Raw genomic sequence first — 14,669 nt, forward strand, 5'->3', positions numbered from 1 at the left:
GGGGCGTGTCAGCCCTTCGCGAGCTGCTGTAGGAACGTCTCGGCGAGGGCCTTCGAGCTGTACGGGTTCTGCCCGGTGGTCAGCCTGCGGTCCACGACCACGTGCGAGTCCCAGATCGCCTCGGCCTTCTCGTACCGGGCGCCGAGCCGGGTCAGCTCGACCTCCAGGATCAGCGGGAGTCGGCCGGCCATGTTGGTGACCAGTTCCTCGCTGTGCGAGAAGGCGGTCATCAGGTAGCCCTCGAAGGGCCACCGGCCCTCGCCGTCGCGCAGGGCGAGGAGCGCGGTGTGGCCGTGGCACACGGTCGCGAGCGGCTTGTCCTGGGCGATGGCCCAGCGCAGGATCTGCGCGAGTTCGTCGGACTTGGGCAGGTCGCCGATGGCGCCGTGACCGCCGCTGACGTAGACGCCGTCGTACTCCGCGATGTCCTTCTCGCCGAGGGATTCCAGCGCGAGGGGGTGTCGCAGTTGTTCGGTCTCCTCGATGACCCGGACGTACTCGGCGGCGTTGGCCGCGTCCTCGTTCGGGGAGCCCACCGGGCGGACCCACTGGAGGAACTGTGGGTCGATGCTGGTCGGGTCGACGGTGGGGGCCGCTCCCCCGATCGTCGCCACGTCCACGGTGTGACCCGCGGCCCGGAAAAGCTCGTGGGGGACGACGAATTCCTCGGCCCAGAATCCCGAGGGGTGTTGTTCCCCGTCCAGCAGATGAAGCGTGGCCTTTGCCGTCATGACGACGAGAATCTTCATGATTCTCTCCCAGTTCTGGATTCGCTGCCGATTCAACACGCCCCCTGCTGGGGGCGTAAGGGGAAGGCGTCAGGCCCGTGATACTTCGTCACGTGCGTCCAACGCCGACAGGATCGCGCGGAATTCACCGACCAGGGAGTGGTCGGGATGGGCTTCCGCGAATATGCGTTCTCCGTAGAGCGCCGCCATTTCCGGCACATACGGAAGGATTCCGGCAAGCGGCGCCCCGTAGACGTCCTCGGCCCGCCGTCGGACCGCGGCCCGGTCGGTGCCCTCGGGCGCCATGCTCAGGACCAGGGCCCGCCGGCAGGCCAGCCGGCCGACGAGGGCGATGGTCTCCTCGACACCGGAGAGGTCGATCCGGTCCGCCCGCGCCATGATCATCACCACGTCGGCGCTCGCCATCGCGGTCACCGATTCGTTGTTGAGGCCGGCGTGGGTGTCGAGCAGCAGCACGTCGAGGGCGAAGTGCCCGGCCAGCCGGTCGAAGCCCTCCGGCAGGAGCCCCACGTCGTACCCGGTGGACATCAGCTCGCGCAGGGCCGGGGTCCCGGTCCGGGCCGGTACGACGTACAACCCGGGCAGTCGGGTCCGCTGGGCCGCGGCCTCGATCTCGCAGCGTCCGAGCAGGTAGTCGGCGAGCGAGCCCGCGCCCGGTGGCAGTCGGAAGAGCAGGTCCAGGGTGGGCGACTGGATGTCGGTGTCGACCACCCCCACCCGGCGCCCCCCGGCTGCGATGAGCAGGGCGAGGTTGGCCAGGGCCGAGGACTTCCCGGTGCCGCCGCGGTGCGAGTGCGCCGCGATGGTCCGGGTCATCTAGGCCACCACCCTGTGACCGGCGCCGTCCGCGTGCGGCCCCCGCGCCGCACGTGGCCGGTGCAGGGCCAGCATGGTGACGTCGTCGTGCTGTTCGGCGGTGCCGGTGTGCTCGCGCACCGCCCGGTCCATCCGCTCGACCGTGTCCTTGCCGTTCACCGGGGGGCCGGCGAGCAGTTCGAGCATGCGCGCGTCCCCGAGGAAGGCCCCGTCGGGACAGCGCGCCTCCGGCACCCCGTCGGTGAAGACGAAGAGGGTGTCGCCGGGGTTCACCTGGGCGTAGCCGAGGGTGTAGACGCAGTCGGGCAGCACCCCGACGGCCGGGCCGGTGACGTCCAGCGGGACGGGTACGTCGCCCGAGCCGGAGAGCAGCAGGGGCGGGTTGTGGCCGCCGTTGATGTAGACGAGGCTTCCGGTGAGCGGGTCGAGCACGCCGAAGAAGAGCGTGGCGAAGTACCCCTGTCTGAGGTGGTTGCGGGTGAGGTAGCCGTTGGTGGCGGTGACCGCGTTGAGCAGGGGGGTGGCGCCGACGACGGGGGTGCGCCGGCCGCCGCCGGTGCGGCCCGCCGCCATCAGGTGCTGGAGTCCGCTGTTCTCGGCGGTGTGCCGCAGCAGGGAGCGGATCAGCGCCATGAACAGGGCCGCTCCGACCCCCTTGTCGCAGACGTCGGCGACGACGACGGCGAGGCGGCGTCCCCGGGAGAGTTCGAAGACGTCGTAGAAGTCCCCGGCGACCTGGCGGGCGGGCCGGAAGCAGACGTCGATCTCCCAGCCGTCCGGGATGGGCAGCGATTCGGGCAGGAAGCCCGCCTGGATCTCCCGACCGATCTCCAACTCCTTCTCGTATCCCATGAGTTCCGCGCGGGCGTCGGCCTCCCGCAGGGTTCGTCCGAGTCCGGCGCGCTCGGAGCAGCTGTGCAGTCGGGCCCCGACCAGGGCCGGCAGGAACGGCGGTACCAGGTAGTCGTGCCCGAGCCGCACGTGTTCCTCCAGCGCGGTGAACCCGGCCACCGTCCAGACGACCACGATGGGAGCGCCGGCCCGGCGGCGCAGCCTGCGCACGGCCGCCCGCACGGACTCCCCGTCGGCCTCGGCCGGGGCGAGCAGCACGTCGGCGACGGGCAGCGTCTCCTGGCGGTCGTGCAGCAGTTCCGACAGCGTGCGCGAGACGGGTTCCGCGTCCATCAGCCGCAGTGCGTCGAGCAGTTCGGCCGGGGGCGCGGGGTACTCGTCAAGGATGATCACGGACGTGGAGGGCATGGATCCGTCCCCTCGGCCTTCACGGTCAGCGTGCTGATGTTGCGGCTGTCCCTGCGGGCGTAGTGGTATGCGTCCACGCTGGTCAGCGCGAGATGAATACCGAGGCCGCCGACCCGCCGCCGCTGCGGGGGGACCCCGGTGGCGGGGGGCAGGCGCCCTGCGACGGGGTCGAACGCGGGAGCGGTGTCCTCGATGACGATCCGCACCCCGTCCGGGCCGGAGCAGCCGCGGACGGTGATCCGTCCGTCGCCGCCCCGGTATCCGTGCATCACGATGTTGGTGGCCAGTTCGTCCACGGCCAGCCGGATCCGGTACGTGGCTCTCTTGCCGAGCCCGGCCCGGCCGGCCAGCCGCAGGACGAACGCGGCGATGTCGCCCAGTGCCCCCACCGTCGCGGGCACCTCCAGCACACAGGGCTTCCTCGCCAGTTCGACCATGTCACCCACGGCCGTCACTCATCGGTGAGGATGATGCTCCGGTCCAGTCCGGCCGTGCGGATGGTCCGGGAGACGGGTTCGATGGCTCCGACCACCTTGATGGTGACGTGGTCGGCCACCTTCTGCTGGGCGAAGACCAGTGAGCGCAGTCCGGCGCTCGCCATGTAGCCGACGCCGGCCATCCGGATCTCGACGGTGCTGGTGCCGTGGCCGGCGGCCTTCTCGATGGTCTGGTGGAACTCCGGTGCGGTCTTGGCGTCCAGCTCGCCCGTCAGTTCGATCACGGTGGTGTCGCCCTCGATGCTCAGGGACACGGAAAGCGGCATGTCAGGTCTCCTTCGGTCAGAGGGTCCCGGTCGTCTCGGGATCGTTCGCGCGGCCCACGAGGATCACCACCGAGCGCGGGCCGATCAGGTACTTGCCGGCGTTGTCGAGTTCCTGCTCCGCCCCGGGGGTGCGGATGTCGTACGGCGCCTCGTTGCCGGTGTCGGCGAACAGGTGCCAGCTCCGGCCTCCCGGCAGGGCGGGCAGTTCCAGGTCGTGCGACTCCCAGTGCGCGTTCATGGCCACGTACACCACGTCGTCGTCACCGGTGCCGCAGCGGGCCACCGCCAGCAGCCGGGCGTCGCCGGACCAGTCGGGCTGCCAGGCCCGCTCCCCGTGCCAGCTGATGTCCGGCAGTCCGAGGCCGTCACGCATGCGGCCGGTGGGGTGGACGGTCGCGCGCAGCTCGCGGTGACGCTTGCGGAAGGCGATCATCTCGCGCGTGAACCGAAGCAGTTCGGCGTTCTCGTCGACCTGGTCCCAGTCGAACCAGGAGAGTTCGTTGTCCTGGCAGTACGTGTTGTTGTTGCCCTGCTGGCTGCGTGCGACCTCGTCCCCCGACAGCAGCATCGGAATGCCCTGGCTGGTGAAGAGGATGGCGAGGGCGTTCTTCATCTGACGCTCGCGCAGCGCGTTGATCCCGGGGTCGTCGGTCGGCCCCTCGACGCCGCAGTTCCAGCTGGCGTTGTCGTTGCCCCCGTCGTTGTTGCCCTCGCCGTTGGCCTCGTTGTGCTTGTCGTTGTAGGAGACCAGGTCGGCGAGCGAGAAAACCGTCGTGCGCGGTCAGGAAGTTGACCGACGCGGAGGTTCCGCGCCCGGAGTAGAGGTCGGGTGAGCCGGCGATGCGGGTGGCGAGTTCCCCTGTCACCCCGGGATCGCCCTTGAGGAAGCTGCGCACGGTGTCGCGGTACTTGCCGTTCCATTCCGCCCAGCGGCCGTACGCCGGGAAGTTCCCGACCTCGTAGAGGCCGCCCGCGTCCCAGGCCTCGGCGATGAGCTTGGTGTGGCGCAGGACGGGGTCGTAGGCGAGGAGTTCCAGCAGCGGCGGGTTGGGCAGCGGGGTGCCGTCCGCGGACCGGCCGAGGATGGCGGCGAGGTCGAAGCGGAAGCCGTCGATGTGGTAGTCGGCGACCCAGTGGCGCAGGCAGTCGAGCACGTAGTTGCGCACGACGGGGTGATTGCAGTTGACGGTGTTGCCGGTGCCGCTGAAGTTGAAGTAGTACCCCTCGGGCGTGAGCATGTAGTACGTGGCGTTGTCGAGCCCCTTGAAGGAGATCGTCGGGCCCTGCTCGTTGCCCTCGGCGGTGTGGTTGAACACGACGTCGAGGATGACCTCGATGCCGGCGGCGTGCAGGTCCTTGATCAGGGTCCGGAACTCGTCGCCCTGCATCCCGTAGCGTCCGGTGGCCGCGTAGCCGGCCTTGGGCGCGAAGAACGACACGGTGTTGTAGCCCCAGTAGTCGTAGAGCTTCTCGCCCGTCTCCGGGTTGCTCCGCGGGTTGTCGCTCTCGTCGAACTCGAACACCGGCAGCAGCTCGATGCAGTTGACCCCGAGTTCCCTCAGGTACGGGATCTTCTCCCGCAGCCCCGCGAAGGTGCCCGGGGCGGTGACCCCCGAGGAGGGGTGTCGGGTGAAGCCGCGCACGTGTGCCTCGTACACGACGAGGTCCTCGGCGGGGATCCGCAGCGGGGTGTCGTCCGCCCAGTCGAAGTCCTGGAGGCAGACCCGCGAGCGGTACTGGTAGCCGCGGCCCCGGTCGGGCTCCACGCCCCACACGTCGCGGCCGGCGATCAACCGGGCGTAGGGGTCGGAGAGGATCTGGCGGGCGTCGAAGCGGTGCCCGGTGACCGGGTCGTAGGGGCCGTCGGCCCGGTACCCGTACTCGATGTTCTCGTGGTCGAGACCGAAGACCGTCATGGCGAAGACGCTGCCGGTGCGGAACTCCTCCGGGAACTCCAACTCGGCCATCGGCTCGGGTTCGCCGCGCCGGAAGAGGACCAGGGTCATGGAGGTGGCCTGGTCGGAGAAGACGGAGAAGCTGACCCCGCCGGGGACCACGTTGGCCCCGAAGGGGAACGGCTTGCCCGCCCGGACGCGGTACCCGCCCACCTCGTGGGTCGGGTACGCGTCGACGCGCAGCACCTGCTCGGACCGGGACTCGGTCATCGCGCGGCCTTCGCCTTGGCCTTGGCCTCGGCGGCCGCGGCCTCGCCGGCCGAGAAGAAGTCGAGGAAGCCGGTGGCCGACATGACGAACCGGACCTCCTCGCTCACCCCGTACAGGGTCACCGCGACGCCGGCGTGCTGCGCCTCGCGGTAGACGACGAGCAGGGTACGCAGCCCCGCGCTGGAGACGTAGTCGACGGCGGTGAGGTCGATGCGCAGCGGCCGGCCCTCGCGGACCAGCGGCAGCAGGGCCTGGAGCAGTGCGCCCGAGGTCTCGCTGTTGATCTCGCCGGTGGCGACGAGCACGGTGGCCGTCTTGTTCCGACGTTCCTTCACACTCAGTGTCATTGTCTTCCCCTCGTGTCGGGGCGCCCCCCGTTGAGCGCTACTTCTGGGTGACGGGCCGGAGCCGTACCTTGACCTTGACCCGTCCCTGGACGTCGGGCAGGCGGACGGTCAGGCCGTCCGCGTCGAAGTCCGTCCACGGCTTCTCGTCGATCTCGACGGACGCGACGGCCACGGATCCCGCGGGGAGCAGGTCGGGCGAGACGCGCAGCACGCGGTCGGGCAGGTTCGTGGGGTCGGGCTGGAAGTGGAAGTCCATCTCCCGACCGTTGACGAGCAGGTTGTTGTAGACGGCGGAGAGGTAGCACAGCTCCGCCGAGTGGTACATCGACATCGAGTGGCTGCCCTTGAGGCGTTCGGTGCCGAGGAGGTACGGCGTGCCGCCGGCCAGCACGTTGAAGTAGACGGCGCCCTCGTCGTGGTCGAGGAAGAAGGTGTTGTAGAAGGCCTCCGCCTGTCGGGCCTCGCGCCGGTACGCGTCCCCGCCGACGGTGCCGTTCAGGATGAGGTAGGCGAGGATCGCCTGTTCCTGCTGCCACCAGGCCTTGCGGTCGTGCCAGGCGAAACGATGCGTCTCCTCGTCACCGGACCGGGTCCGCTCGACCACGTCGTACCAGCCGCCGCGCTGCACGTCGCTGCCGACGGCCGGCATGATGTCGCCGATCCTGCGCGCCAGTTCCTCGTAGGCCGGCTTGGCCTTCAACGAGTTCATCCGCATCAGGTTCCAGGCGATCTTGAGGTTGTGACCGACGACGGCGCGGTTCTGCTGCCAGCTGTGCTCCGTGTCGGCCGACCAGTCGCGGTGGAAGCGCTCCTGGACGAACGGGCTGTTCCCGTAGTCCGGGAAGCGGTCCGCGATGGTGTCGAAGGTGTACTCCAGGAAGTCGGCGTACTTCTGCTCGCCGGTCGCCAGGTAGAGGTTGATCAGGTAGGCGGGCGCGTGGTCGCCGACCGAGTTCCAGTTCTTGCGCTCCGCGTTCTCCCCCAGCGACTCGTGGTCGGCGCTGAAGAGGATCGGGTCGATGTGCGAGTAGTAGCCGCCCTGCTCCGGATCGTGGAAGAACTTGTCGAAGAGCCGGATGGTGGCGTCGGCGTCGTTCTTGATCCGGGTGTCTCCGGTGACCCGGTAGGTCTGGATCGGGCCGGCCAGGGCGTAGATCTGCTCGTACATCGGGATCGCGTCGTAGTCGTCGGAGAACTCCGAGGTGAACAGCTTGCGTTCGCTGTCCCCGTCGACGCTGATGCCGTGGTACCAGAAGACCACGTCCTCCTCGCTGTCCACGACCCGCATGTGCTTGCGCAGGTACTCGGTGCCGCGCTCGGCGACCTCCAGGTACTCGTCCTTGCCGGTCAGCAGGTAGGCCGAGGCCATGCCGTAGACCAGGCGGGAGATCGTGTCGGTCTCCTGGACATGACTGGCCGTCTTGTCCCCGCCGAGCCGGACCTCGGTGCGGTACTCGGTGAAGTCCACCGGCCCGTCGCCGAACTGCGCCCGCCGGTAGAAGGTGGCCAGCGACTCGATCTGCTTGACCCACCAGCTCGGCTCCTCGAACCGGTAGTCCTCCGCGCCGCGCCCGAGGAACACCAGGCGCTTGGCGTCGAACCGGCCTCCGTGCTCGGGATAGTGGATCCCGTGGACGTAGAGGAAACGGCCGGGCGAGAGCATCTCGTCGAGGTGCCCGGAGGCGTCGACGTAGGGCTCGTCGAGGTTGCGGACCAGTTCGGCGCTCGGGTCGCCCGCCAGCGACACCTCGAACGCGCGGCCGTCCGCGGTCTTCAGGCCGAGCAGCCGGGTTCCGGAGTCGAAGCGGCTGACGTAACCGGCGATGGTGTCGGAGAAGGAGAAGCTCACGGCATCCGCCATGTCATGCACCGTCCGTTTCGTTGAAGGGCCCACCGGGCTGTCGCGGCGTGCCGTGCTCGTCCTCGTATCCCTGGCTGACCTCGACGATCACCCCGTCGGGATCGCGGACCCACACGGTCCGCCAGCCGTGGATGAAGTCGTCGAAGTCCGTTGGCCCCAGGGTCACTTCGGCCGCGTCCCCCAGCTCCGCCAGGAACGCGTCCACGTCGTCGGTCTGGAAGGCCAGGTGACGCAGCCGCCCGGGCGCCTGCGGCCCGTCGTCGTGGGCGGGGATCGCCGGTTCCGTGCCGGCCGCGAAGAGTTCCAGGTACGCGTCCCCCTGGCGCAGGAAGACGATCGCCGACTCCCCGAGGTCGACCACGCGGGCCCGCCGGAAGCCGAAGTACCGGGTGTAGAACTCCTCGGTGGCCTTCTGGTCGGCGCAGTTGAGGCCGACGTGCGACCAGACCACAGCCCCCATCAGTCGGCGCCCCGGCCGCGGCCGGCCGCGATCAGCTCGATGATCCGCCGGGCGAAGAGGTGGTGGTGGGCGCCGGTGCGGCCGGTGACCAGGTCGCCGTCGACGACCACGTCCTCGTCCACGTACTGGGCGCCCATGTTCCGGACGTCACCGACGAGGTTGTTGTGGCAGACGACCTTGCGACCGCGGATCTTGTCCGGGATCGAGGCGGCCAGCCACATGCCGTGGCAGATGATCCCCTTGAGGACCGTCGGCTCCTCGAAGGCCCTGCGCAGCAGCTCCGTCGCCGGCGCGAGCACGTCCACGTCCTCGGTGTAGCGCAGCCGGTCGGCCACCATGCCCGAGGGCACGATGATCGCCGCGTACCGGCGCAGTTCCTCGTCGGTCAGCCCCTCCAGGGAGCGGTCGGCGGTGAACGGCGCCCGGTACTCGTGTCCGGTGAAGGTGAGGGAGTCGTTGCCCCACAGTCGGGTCAGGAAGTCGACCTCGGCGCCCTCCTCGGCGAAGCGGTGGCGGTAGTAGAAGATCTCCGGTTCGTAGAAGTCGCTCTCGACCAGGACCGCGATCCGGGTCCCGGACAGCGCTCCCTCGCGCGGTACGGCGTCAGGCACGGGACCCTCCCTTGAGGAAGTCCGCCGCGCGCTCGGCGATCATCGCGATGGCGGTGTGGCAGTTGCCCGACGGGACGGCGGGCATCACGCTCGCGTCGACGACGCGCAGGTTGCGCACGCCGTGCACCCGCAGTTCGGGGTCGACGACGGAGAGGTCGTCGATGCCCATGCGGCAGGAGCCGGCCTGGTGGTGGTAGCTCTCGGACGTCCGCTTCACGAAGGTCCGCAGGTCCTCGTCGCCCACGAAGCCCGGACCGGGCTGGAGTTCCTGCTTGTACCAGGGCGAGAAGGCGGAGGTCGCGAAGAGCTCCCGGGCGAGCTTGACGCCCTGCACCATCCGCTCCAGGTCCCAGCGGTCGCCCAGGTAGTTCGGGTTGATCAGCGGGTGGGCCAGCGGGTCGGCGCTCGCCAGCCTGATCCAGCCGCGCGAGACGGGGCGTACGACGCCCGGCAGGATGCTGACCGTGTTCGGGTGGTCCTGGCCGACGATCACGTCGAACGGCACGTGGACGAAGGCGATCTGCAGGTCGGGGGCGGGGAGGCCGGGCCGCGAGGAGAGGAACAGAGCGCTCTCGGACAGGTTCTGTGTCGGCGCCGGGAGCGGCTGGGTGACCTCGGCCATCAGCCCCGTCAGGACGTGGTTGTGGAAGTTCTCCCCGACGCCGGGCAGGGCCGCGGTGACCTCGATGCCGTGGGCGCGCAGTTGCTCCGGGTGCCCGATGCCGGAGAGCAGCAGCAGTTTCGGGGACTCGATGGCCCCCGCCGCCACGACGACCTCCCGGCGGGCGCGTGCGGTGTGCGCCCCGGGCGAGCCGGAGTCGTTGTGGCCGTCGTGGACGGTGCGGCCGGGGAACTCCGCGGGCGGGGCGAGGCGGGTGTACTCCACGCCCGTGCAGGTGTCCCCGTCGAACAGCAGCCTGGTGCTCTGCGCGTGGGTGCGCAGGGTCAGGTTGGGGCGGTCGAGCGCCGGTTCGAGGTAGGCGGCGAGAGCGCCCTGGCGGCGGCCGTCGGCCACGTCGATGTGGTGCCAGCCGGTGCCGAACAGGCCGCGCCGGGGGCCGTCGGTGTTGAAGTCGGCGATCTCCTCGTGGCCGAGTTCCACGGCCGCGTCGATGAAGGCGCGGGAGGTCGGGTTGGGCTGGTGCCGGCCGGCGTGCGTGATCCGCTGGGGGCCCCGGGTGCCGGTGGTCGCCGCGGTGGCGTCCTCCTGCCCCTCCAGCAGGGCGAACCAGGGCAGTACGTCCTCGTACGACCAGCCGGCCGCGCCCTGGTAGGCCCAGTTGTCGAAGTCCGAGGCGTGGCCCCGGACGTGCATCATGATGTAGAGGTTGCTGCTGCCGCCGGGGGCCTTGCCGCGCGGTTCGTGGGTGCGGCGGCCGTCGAGGCCGGGCTGCGGGACGCTGGTGTACCCCCAGTCGAGGGGTCCGCCGAGCAGCTTGTACCAGGAGGAGGGGTCGTCCACCTCGGGCGGGATGCGGGGGCCTCCGGCCTCCAGGACGAGGACGGTGACGTCGGGGTCCTCGGAGAGCCGGTTGGCGAGCACGCTGCCGGCGGTGCCGGCGCCGACCACGATGTAGTCGTATGCGTCCACGGTCATCGAGGCCACCTCAGTCCCGGCTCAGGACTTGGAAGGGGACCGTGTCGTGGTGGTTCGCCATGTAGGCGATCTTTCCGTCCACGATGCGGAAGAAGTTCATGACCTCGGCCTCGATGGCCCCGCCGTTCGCCGCGACCGCGGTCAGGTGGGACACGGCCGCGGCCTTCTCCCCGTCGACGAGGAAGTGCACGGGCTCGTTCCGGAAGACCCGGTACATCGTCCCCATGCCCTTCATCATCGAACGCAGGGTCTCCAGGCCCTCGATGTGGCCGGCGAGCTGCTCGTCCATGACCTGGTCGTCGGCGAACAGGTCGCACCAGCGGTCCCAGTCACCGGCGTTGGCGTACTCGTAGTACTTCCGAAGGATCTCGGTCGAGCTGTCTCGTGCGTCCGACGCGCTCATCGCGCTCCTCCCCTATCGGTCCCTGCGGGTTCCGTCCGGTGCGAACGGCGCCCAGAACTGGCTGAACGCGGAAGCCGTGTCGCCGAAGAGCCCGTCGCGGCCCTCGACGATCCGGCCGTCGCGCCACCGCATGAAGTGGAAGACCGGGTAGTCCATCCGCTCGTACGGGGACGCGCTCGCCGGGTCCGCGCCGTCCCGCAGGGCGACGTTGCGGCACACGTCGGCGCTGCAGTCCTCTCCGACGAGCACCGCCTGGACGTCCATCCGGAAGGTGCCGCCGGTGAGCTTGTGGGTCTGCCCCATCAGCTCCAGGAAGGCGTCGAGGCTCTCGTACCAGCCGGCCAGCGGATGGTTGCCCGGCACCAGCCAGCGCAGGTCCTCGGCGTAGTACTCCAGGACGCGCGCCCGGTCGCCGGAGCCCAGGGCCCGGTAGGCCGCCTCGACCCGCTCCCGTGTCACTTCGGTCATCGCCGTTCCTCCTCGCGGTCGCCGGCGCTCACAGGGCGCCGGAACCGGGCATCGGCGCCAGCTCGTTGACGGTGTACTGCTTGATCAGCGGTCCGTCCGGGCCGGCCACCAGGGTCCAGGTCTGGTCGGCGTCGAAGCCGAGCCACTGGCTGCGGGCGGCCGGCGGGTCCCAGATCTTGGCCTGCCAGTTCACGAGGACCCGGACGACGGCCCGGTCGCCCTCGATGACGGGCTCGACCTTCGTGACGGTGTGGACCTCGTCGAAGAACCGGTGGGTGACGGCCGCGTACCAGCGGCCGAAGCCCTCGTGCCCGAGGAAGGTGTCCTCGGGCACCTTGAACTCCAGGTCCCGCGTGACGAGGGCGAGCACCCGGGCCGGCGGAAGGTGCTGGTCCAGTGCCACGTACCAGTCCTCGGTGAAGCTGCGGATCGCGTCCTCGGTCAGCCGTTCGGCGGGCATGCGGTCTCCTCCTGTCCGTGCCGGTGAGGTGGTGCGGGGAGTCGGATGAAGTGGTGCGGGGACTCAGATCTGGACGTCGACGAGGTACGGGCCGGGGTGGGCCAGCATCCTGGTGACGGCGGTGACCGCCTCGTCCGGCTTCTCCACCCGCATCCCGTCCGCGCCGAGGGCCCGGGCCAGGCCGGCGAAGTCGATCTCGGGGCGGGAGAGGTCGAAGGAGCCGGGGAAGGCGTGCTCGGCGATGTCCCGCTCCTGCCAGTACCGGGTGATGTTGTCGTCGAGCAGCCGGTACTTGCGGTTGTTGCAGACCACGAACTTGGCGTCGATCCCGTGCCGGACCGCGGTCCACAGCGCCTGGTACGTGTACATCGAGCCGCCGTCGCCGGCGAAGCCGACGACGAGCCGGTCCGGGCGGGCCAGCTTGGCCCCGACCGCCCCGGGGAAGCCCACCCCGAGCGAACCGCCCCGGGTGAGGTGGTAGTCGCCCGGCCGCTCCGCCGGCAGGTACCTGGTGACCAGCGGCGAGGTGGTCAGCGCCTCGTCGAAGACGATGAGGTCGCCCCCGGTCCGCTCGGCGAGGGTCCGCAGGAAGACGGCCATCGGCGTGCCGTCGTCGTCGCTTCGCCCACCGTCGAGGGCGGCGCGGGCCCGCTCGCGGGTCCGCGCGTCCAGCCGGGCCGCCGCGGCGGCGCGCTGCCGGGTGGTCTGCCGCTGTCGCAGTACGCCCGCCAGCGCGCGCAGCGCCTCCCTGGGGTCGGCGGCGAGACCGAGGTCGACCGGGTGGTTCTTGGCGATCTCGTAGGCGTCGAGGTCGATGTGCACGACCTTCGCGCCCGCCCGGAAGGGGCTCTCCAGCTCGGGGAACACCTCCGGGAAGACATAGGTGCCGACGATCAGCACCGCGTCCGCGCCGCCGATCAGCTCCTTGCTGTGCGGGCCGAACATGTGTCCCGTCTGGCCGCGGCGCAGTGGGTGGGAGGCCGCGATGTTGACCTCGGAGGAGTCGACCTCGTACACGTCGGCGCCCAACAGTTCGGCCACCGCGACGAGTTCGGCCTGCGCCCCGGAGAGGGCCACACCGTCACCGATCAGCACGACCGGCCGCTCGGCGGAGGCGAGCAGTTCGGCCGCCCGCCCCACCGAGGCCGGCGAGGGCGCCACGTCGGTGAGTGGCACCGAGGTGGGCAGCACGGGCTCGGAGTTGAGCTCGTCCAGCACGTCCATGGGCAGGGCCACGAACACCGGCCCGCGCGGCGGGGTCAGGGCGATCTTGACGGCCCGTCGCACGGTGCGCAGCACGGACCGCGGGTCGGTGACCCGGGTCGCGTACTTGGTCACCGGCCTCGCCATCGCCACCAGGTCGCAGGCCATCTGCGCGTCCATGGCGTCGTAGCGCACCCCGGCGTCACCGGCGACGACGACGAGCGGGGTGTGGCCGCGCAGCGACTGGTACAGCATGCCGATGCCGTTGCCCAGGCCCACGCCGGAGTGCAGTTGGAGCAGGGCCGCACCGCCGGTGGCGCGGGCGTAGCCGTCGGCGATGCCGGCCGCCACGGTCTCCTGGAGGGCGAGGACGTACCGGAAGTCCGCCGCCGCGTCGACCGCGTCGAGGAATCCCTGTTCCACCGTCCCCGGATTTCCGAACATCACGTGCAGACCGTCGGCCTTGAACTGCTCGATCAGCCTTTCCCGTCCGGGAGTGGCTTCCATGAATTCCCCCTACCACCCGTAACGGGTGAGACCGTCCTCCAGCACTTCCACGATCTTCTGCCCCGTCAAATAGGAGTCGGGGGTGGAACGACCCGTCACGAACGGGTAGTCGACGATCACCGACAGGGGGTGGCCGAAATTCCCGTGGTATGCGCCGTTCGGACCGGTGGCATCGCGCAGGATGTATTCGAGCGGGTACGGCGGCGGCCCCATGTTGAAGTCGGTGCCGAGGAATCCGGTGCCGTCCTTGTAGTCGTATTCCTTGCAGTGGCCGGTCACGTGCTTGCCCCGGATGATGCTCTCGCGGTCGCCCCAGTCGCGGGCGAAGGCCAGGCAGGCGACTCCGTAGCATTCGGCGGCCACGACCTTGCCGGCGTTCCTGAAGGCCAGGATCAGGGCGTGTACGCGTTCGTTGTTGGCGAGGTCCGCGATCGGCCCGCTGCCGCCCACGACGAGGATCGCGTCGAAGCCGGCGATCTCCTCCTGGAGTCGGTCCAGATCACGGTGGTACTGCTCCAGCCTGGGCAGGTAGTCCGCGTCGCTGGTGTACGGGCGCTCGGGGGCCCAGGCCTCGATGTCGATCGGCGAGTCCAGTCGGCTCGACTGCTCGAACTCGCGGCCGAGCCGGGCGTTCTCCTCGGTGGTCACCGAACGGCCCAGCGGAGGGTCGACATAGTGCGCGTCGAGGCTCGGCGGGAGGGCGTGCGCCCGCTTTCCGGTGGGTGTGGCGAATACGACTTCGTAGCCTCGCTCGTCGAACTTCGACACGGGGCCGATCAATTCCTCGGCCCAGTAACCGTGTTCGGAGACAATGACCAGAATCTTTCTGCTCACGGATTCCTCCAGGCGCCGCCTGTTGTCGTTGGCGTCCCCCACACTGCTTCCGCCCGGGGCCTGCGTCAAAGCGCCCGTGTGCGACTTCGTGAGGTAGAAGGGCAGGCCGGCCCGACACCTCACGTAGTCATCTCGCGAGGTCATGAAGTAGCCCCGACACTTCAT

Annotated in this window: 17 protein-coding genes; all 17 read right to left on the reverse strand. The window is 69.9% G+C overall.

What is annotated here, in order from left to right:
* Window positions 1-8 precede the first annotated feature (8 nt).
* The 17 genes from ACQEVM_RS23540 to ACQEVM_RS23620 all read right to left on the reverse strand — a co-directional run bounded on the left by ACQEVM_RS23540 (window position 9) and on the right by ACQEVM_RS23620 (window position 14,504).
* Window positions 9-749, reverse strand: a complete 741-nt coding sequence (locus tag ACQEVM_RS23540; protein ID WP_433082132.1) for a type 1 glutamine amidotransferase domain-containing protein — start codon at window positions 747-749, stop codon at window positions 9-11.
* A gap of 69 nt (window positions 750-818) precedes the next feature.
* Window positions 819-1,565: a MinD/ParA family ATP-binding protein gene (locus tag ACQEVM_RS23545; RefSeq protein WP_433082134.1), complete on the reverse strand. Its 747-nt coding sequence runs from the start codon at window positions 1,563-1,565 to the stop codon at window positions 819-821.
* Window positions 1,566-2,825 carry a PP2C family protein-serine/threonine phosphatase gene (locus ACQEVM_RS23550; RefSeq protein ID WP_433082136.1) on the reverse strand — a complete coding sequence of 420 codons (1,260 nt, stop codon included), beginning with the start codon at window positions 2,823-2,825 and terminating at the stop codon, window positions 1,566-1,568.
* Entirely contained in the window at window positions 2,807-3,262 is a 456-nt protein-coding gene (locus ACQEVM_RS23555; RefSeq protein WP_351375610.1) for an ATP-binding protein, read from the reverse strand. Before ACQEVM_RS23555 ends, ACQEVM_RS23550 begins: the two co-directional genes overlap by 19 nt.
* A gap of 14 nt (window positions 3,263-3,276) precedes the next feature.
* Complete coding sequence (locus ACQEVM_RS23560) at window positions 3,277-3,588, reverse strand: STAS domain-containing protein (RefSeq protein WP_053676593.1); 312 nt, start codon at window positions 3,586-3,588, stop codon at window positions 3,277-3,279.
* Between the two features lie 16 nt (window positions 3,589-3,604).
* Window positions 3,605-3,961: a hypothetical protein gene (locus ACQEVM_RS23565; RefSeq protein WP_433082138.1), complete on the reverse strand. Its 357-nt coding sequence runs from the start codon at window positions 3,959-3,961 to the stop codon at window positions 3,605-3,607.
* The gene (locus ACQEVM_RS23570) at window positions 3,954-5,753 is read right to left on the reverse strand and encodes a glycogen debranching protein (protein WP_433082140.1); all 1,800 of its coding nucleotides are present in this window, start codon (window positions 5,751-5,753) and stop codon (window positions 3,954-3,956) included. The genes ACQEVM_RS23565 and ACQEVM_RS23570 overlap by 8 nt, the downstream gene beginning before the upstream one ends.
* Window positions 5,750-6,100, reverse strand: coding sequence for an STAS domain-containing protein (locus ACQEVM_RS23575; RefSeq protein WP_053676594.1), 351 nt, complete (start codon window positions 6,098-6,100; stop codon window positions 5,750-5,752). Before ACQEVM_RS23575 ends, ACQEVM_RS23570 begins: the two co-directional genes overlap by 4 nt.
* Window positions 6,101-6,137: 37 nt before the next feature.
* Entirely contained in the window at window positions 6,138-7,961 is a 1,824-nt protein-coding gene (locus tag ACQEVM_RS23580; RefSeq protein WP_433082142.1) for an AGE family epimerase/isomerase, read from the reverse strand.
* A 1-nt stretch (window position 7,962) separates the two neighbouring features.
* On the reverse strand, window positions 7,963-8,421 hold the full coding sequence (locus tag ACQEVM_RS23585) for a VOC family protein (RefSeq protein ID WP_433082144.1): 459 nt from the start codon (window positions 8,419-8,421) through the stop codon (window positions 7,963-7,965).
* Window positions 8,421-9,032, reverse strand: coding sequence for a DJ-1/PfpI family protein (locus ACQEVM_RS23590; RefSeq protein ID WP_078998584.1), 612 nt, complete (start codon window positions 9,030-9,032; stop codon window positions 8,421-8,423). Before ACQEVM_RS23590 ends, ACQEVM_RS23585 begins: the two co-directional genes overlap by 1 nt.
* Window positions 9,025-10,629, reverse strand: a complete 1,605-nt coding sequence (locus ACQEVM_RS23595; protein ID WP_433082147.1) for a GMC family oxidoreductase — start codon at window positions 10,627-10,629, stop codon at window positions 9,025-9,027. Before ACQEVM_RS23595 ends, ACQEVM_RS23590 begins: the two co-directional genes overlap by 8 nt.
* 10 nt (window positions 10,630-10,639) lie before the next feature.
* The gene (locus ACQEVM_RS23600; RefSeq protein ID WP_433082149.1) at window positions 10,640-11,032 is read right to left on the reverse strand and encodes a nuclear transport factor 2 family protein; all 393 of its coding nucleotides are present in this window, start codon (window positions 11,030-11,032) and stop codon (window positions 10,640-10,642) included.
* 12 nt (window positions 11,033-11,044) lie between these two features.
* Window positions 11,045-11,500: a nuclear transport factor 2 family protein gene (locus ACQEVM_RS23605; protein WP_433082151.1), complete on the reverse strand. Its 456-nt coding sequence runs from the start codon at window positions 11,498-11,500 to the stop codon at window positions 11,045-11,047.
* A gap of 28 nt (window positions 11,501-11,528) precedes the next feature.
* Window positions 11,529-11,960 (reverse strand): nuclear transport factor 2 family protein, encoded by a 432-nt coding sequence (locus ACQEVM_RS23610; protein ID WP_433082153.1) that lies wholly within the window; start codon window positions 11,958-11,960, stop codon window positions 11,529-11,531.
* 63 nt (window positions 11,961-12,023) lie between these two features.
* Window positions 12,024-13,670, reverse strand: a complete 1,647-nt coding sequence (locus ACQEVM_RS23615) for a thiamine pyrophosphate-binding protein (protein WP_433082154.1) — start codon at window positions 13,668-13,670, stop codon at window positions 12,024-12,026.
* A 9-nt stretch (window positions 13,671-13,679) separates the two neighbouring features.
* The gene (locus ACQEVM_RS23620; RefSeq protein ID WP_433082156.1) at window positions 13,680-14,504 is read right to left on the reverse strand and encodes a type 1 glutamine amidotransferase domain-containing protein; all 825 of its coding nucleotides are present in this window, start codon (window positions 14,502-14,504) and stop codon (window positions 13,680-13,682) included.
* Between the last annotated feature and the right edge of the window lie 165 nt (window positions 14,505-14,669).

The organism is Streptomyces sp. CA-243310 (genome assembly GCF_050936775.1).
In the GTDB taxonomy this organism is placed as follows: domain Bacteria; phylum Actinomycetota; class Actinomycetes; order Streptomycetales; family Streptomycetaceae; genus Streptomyces.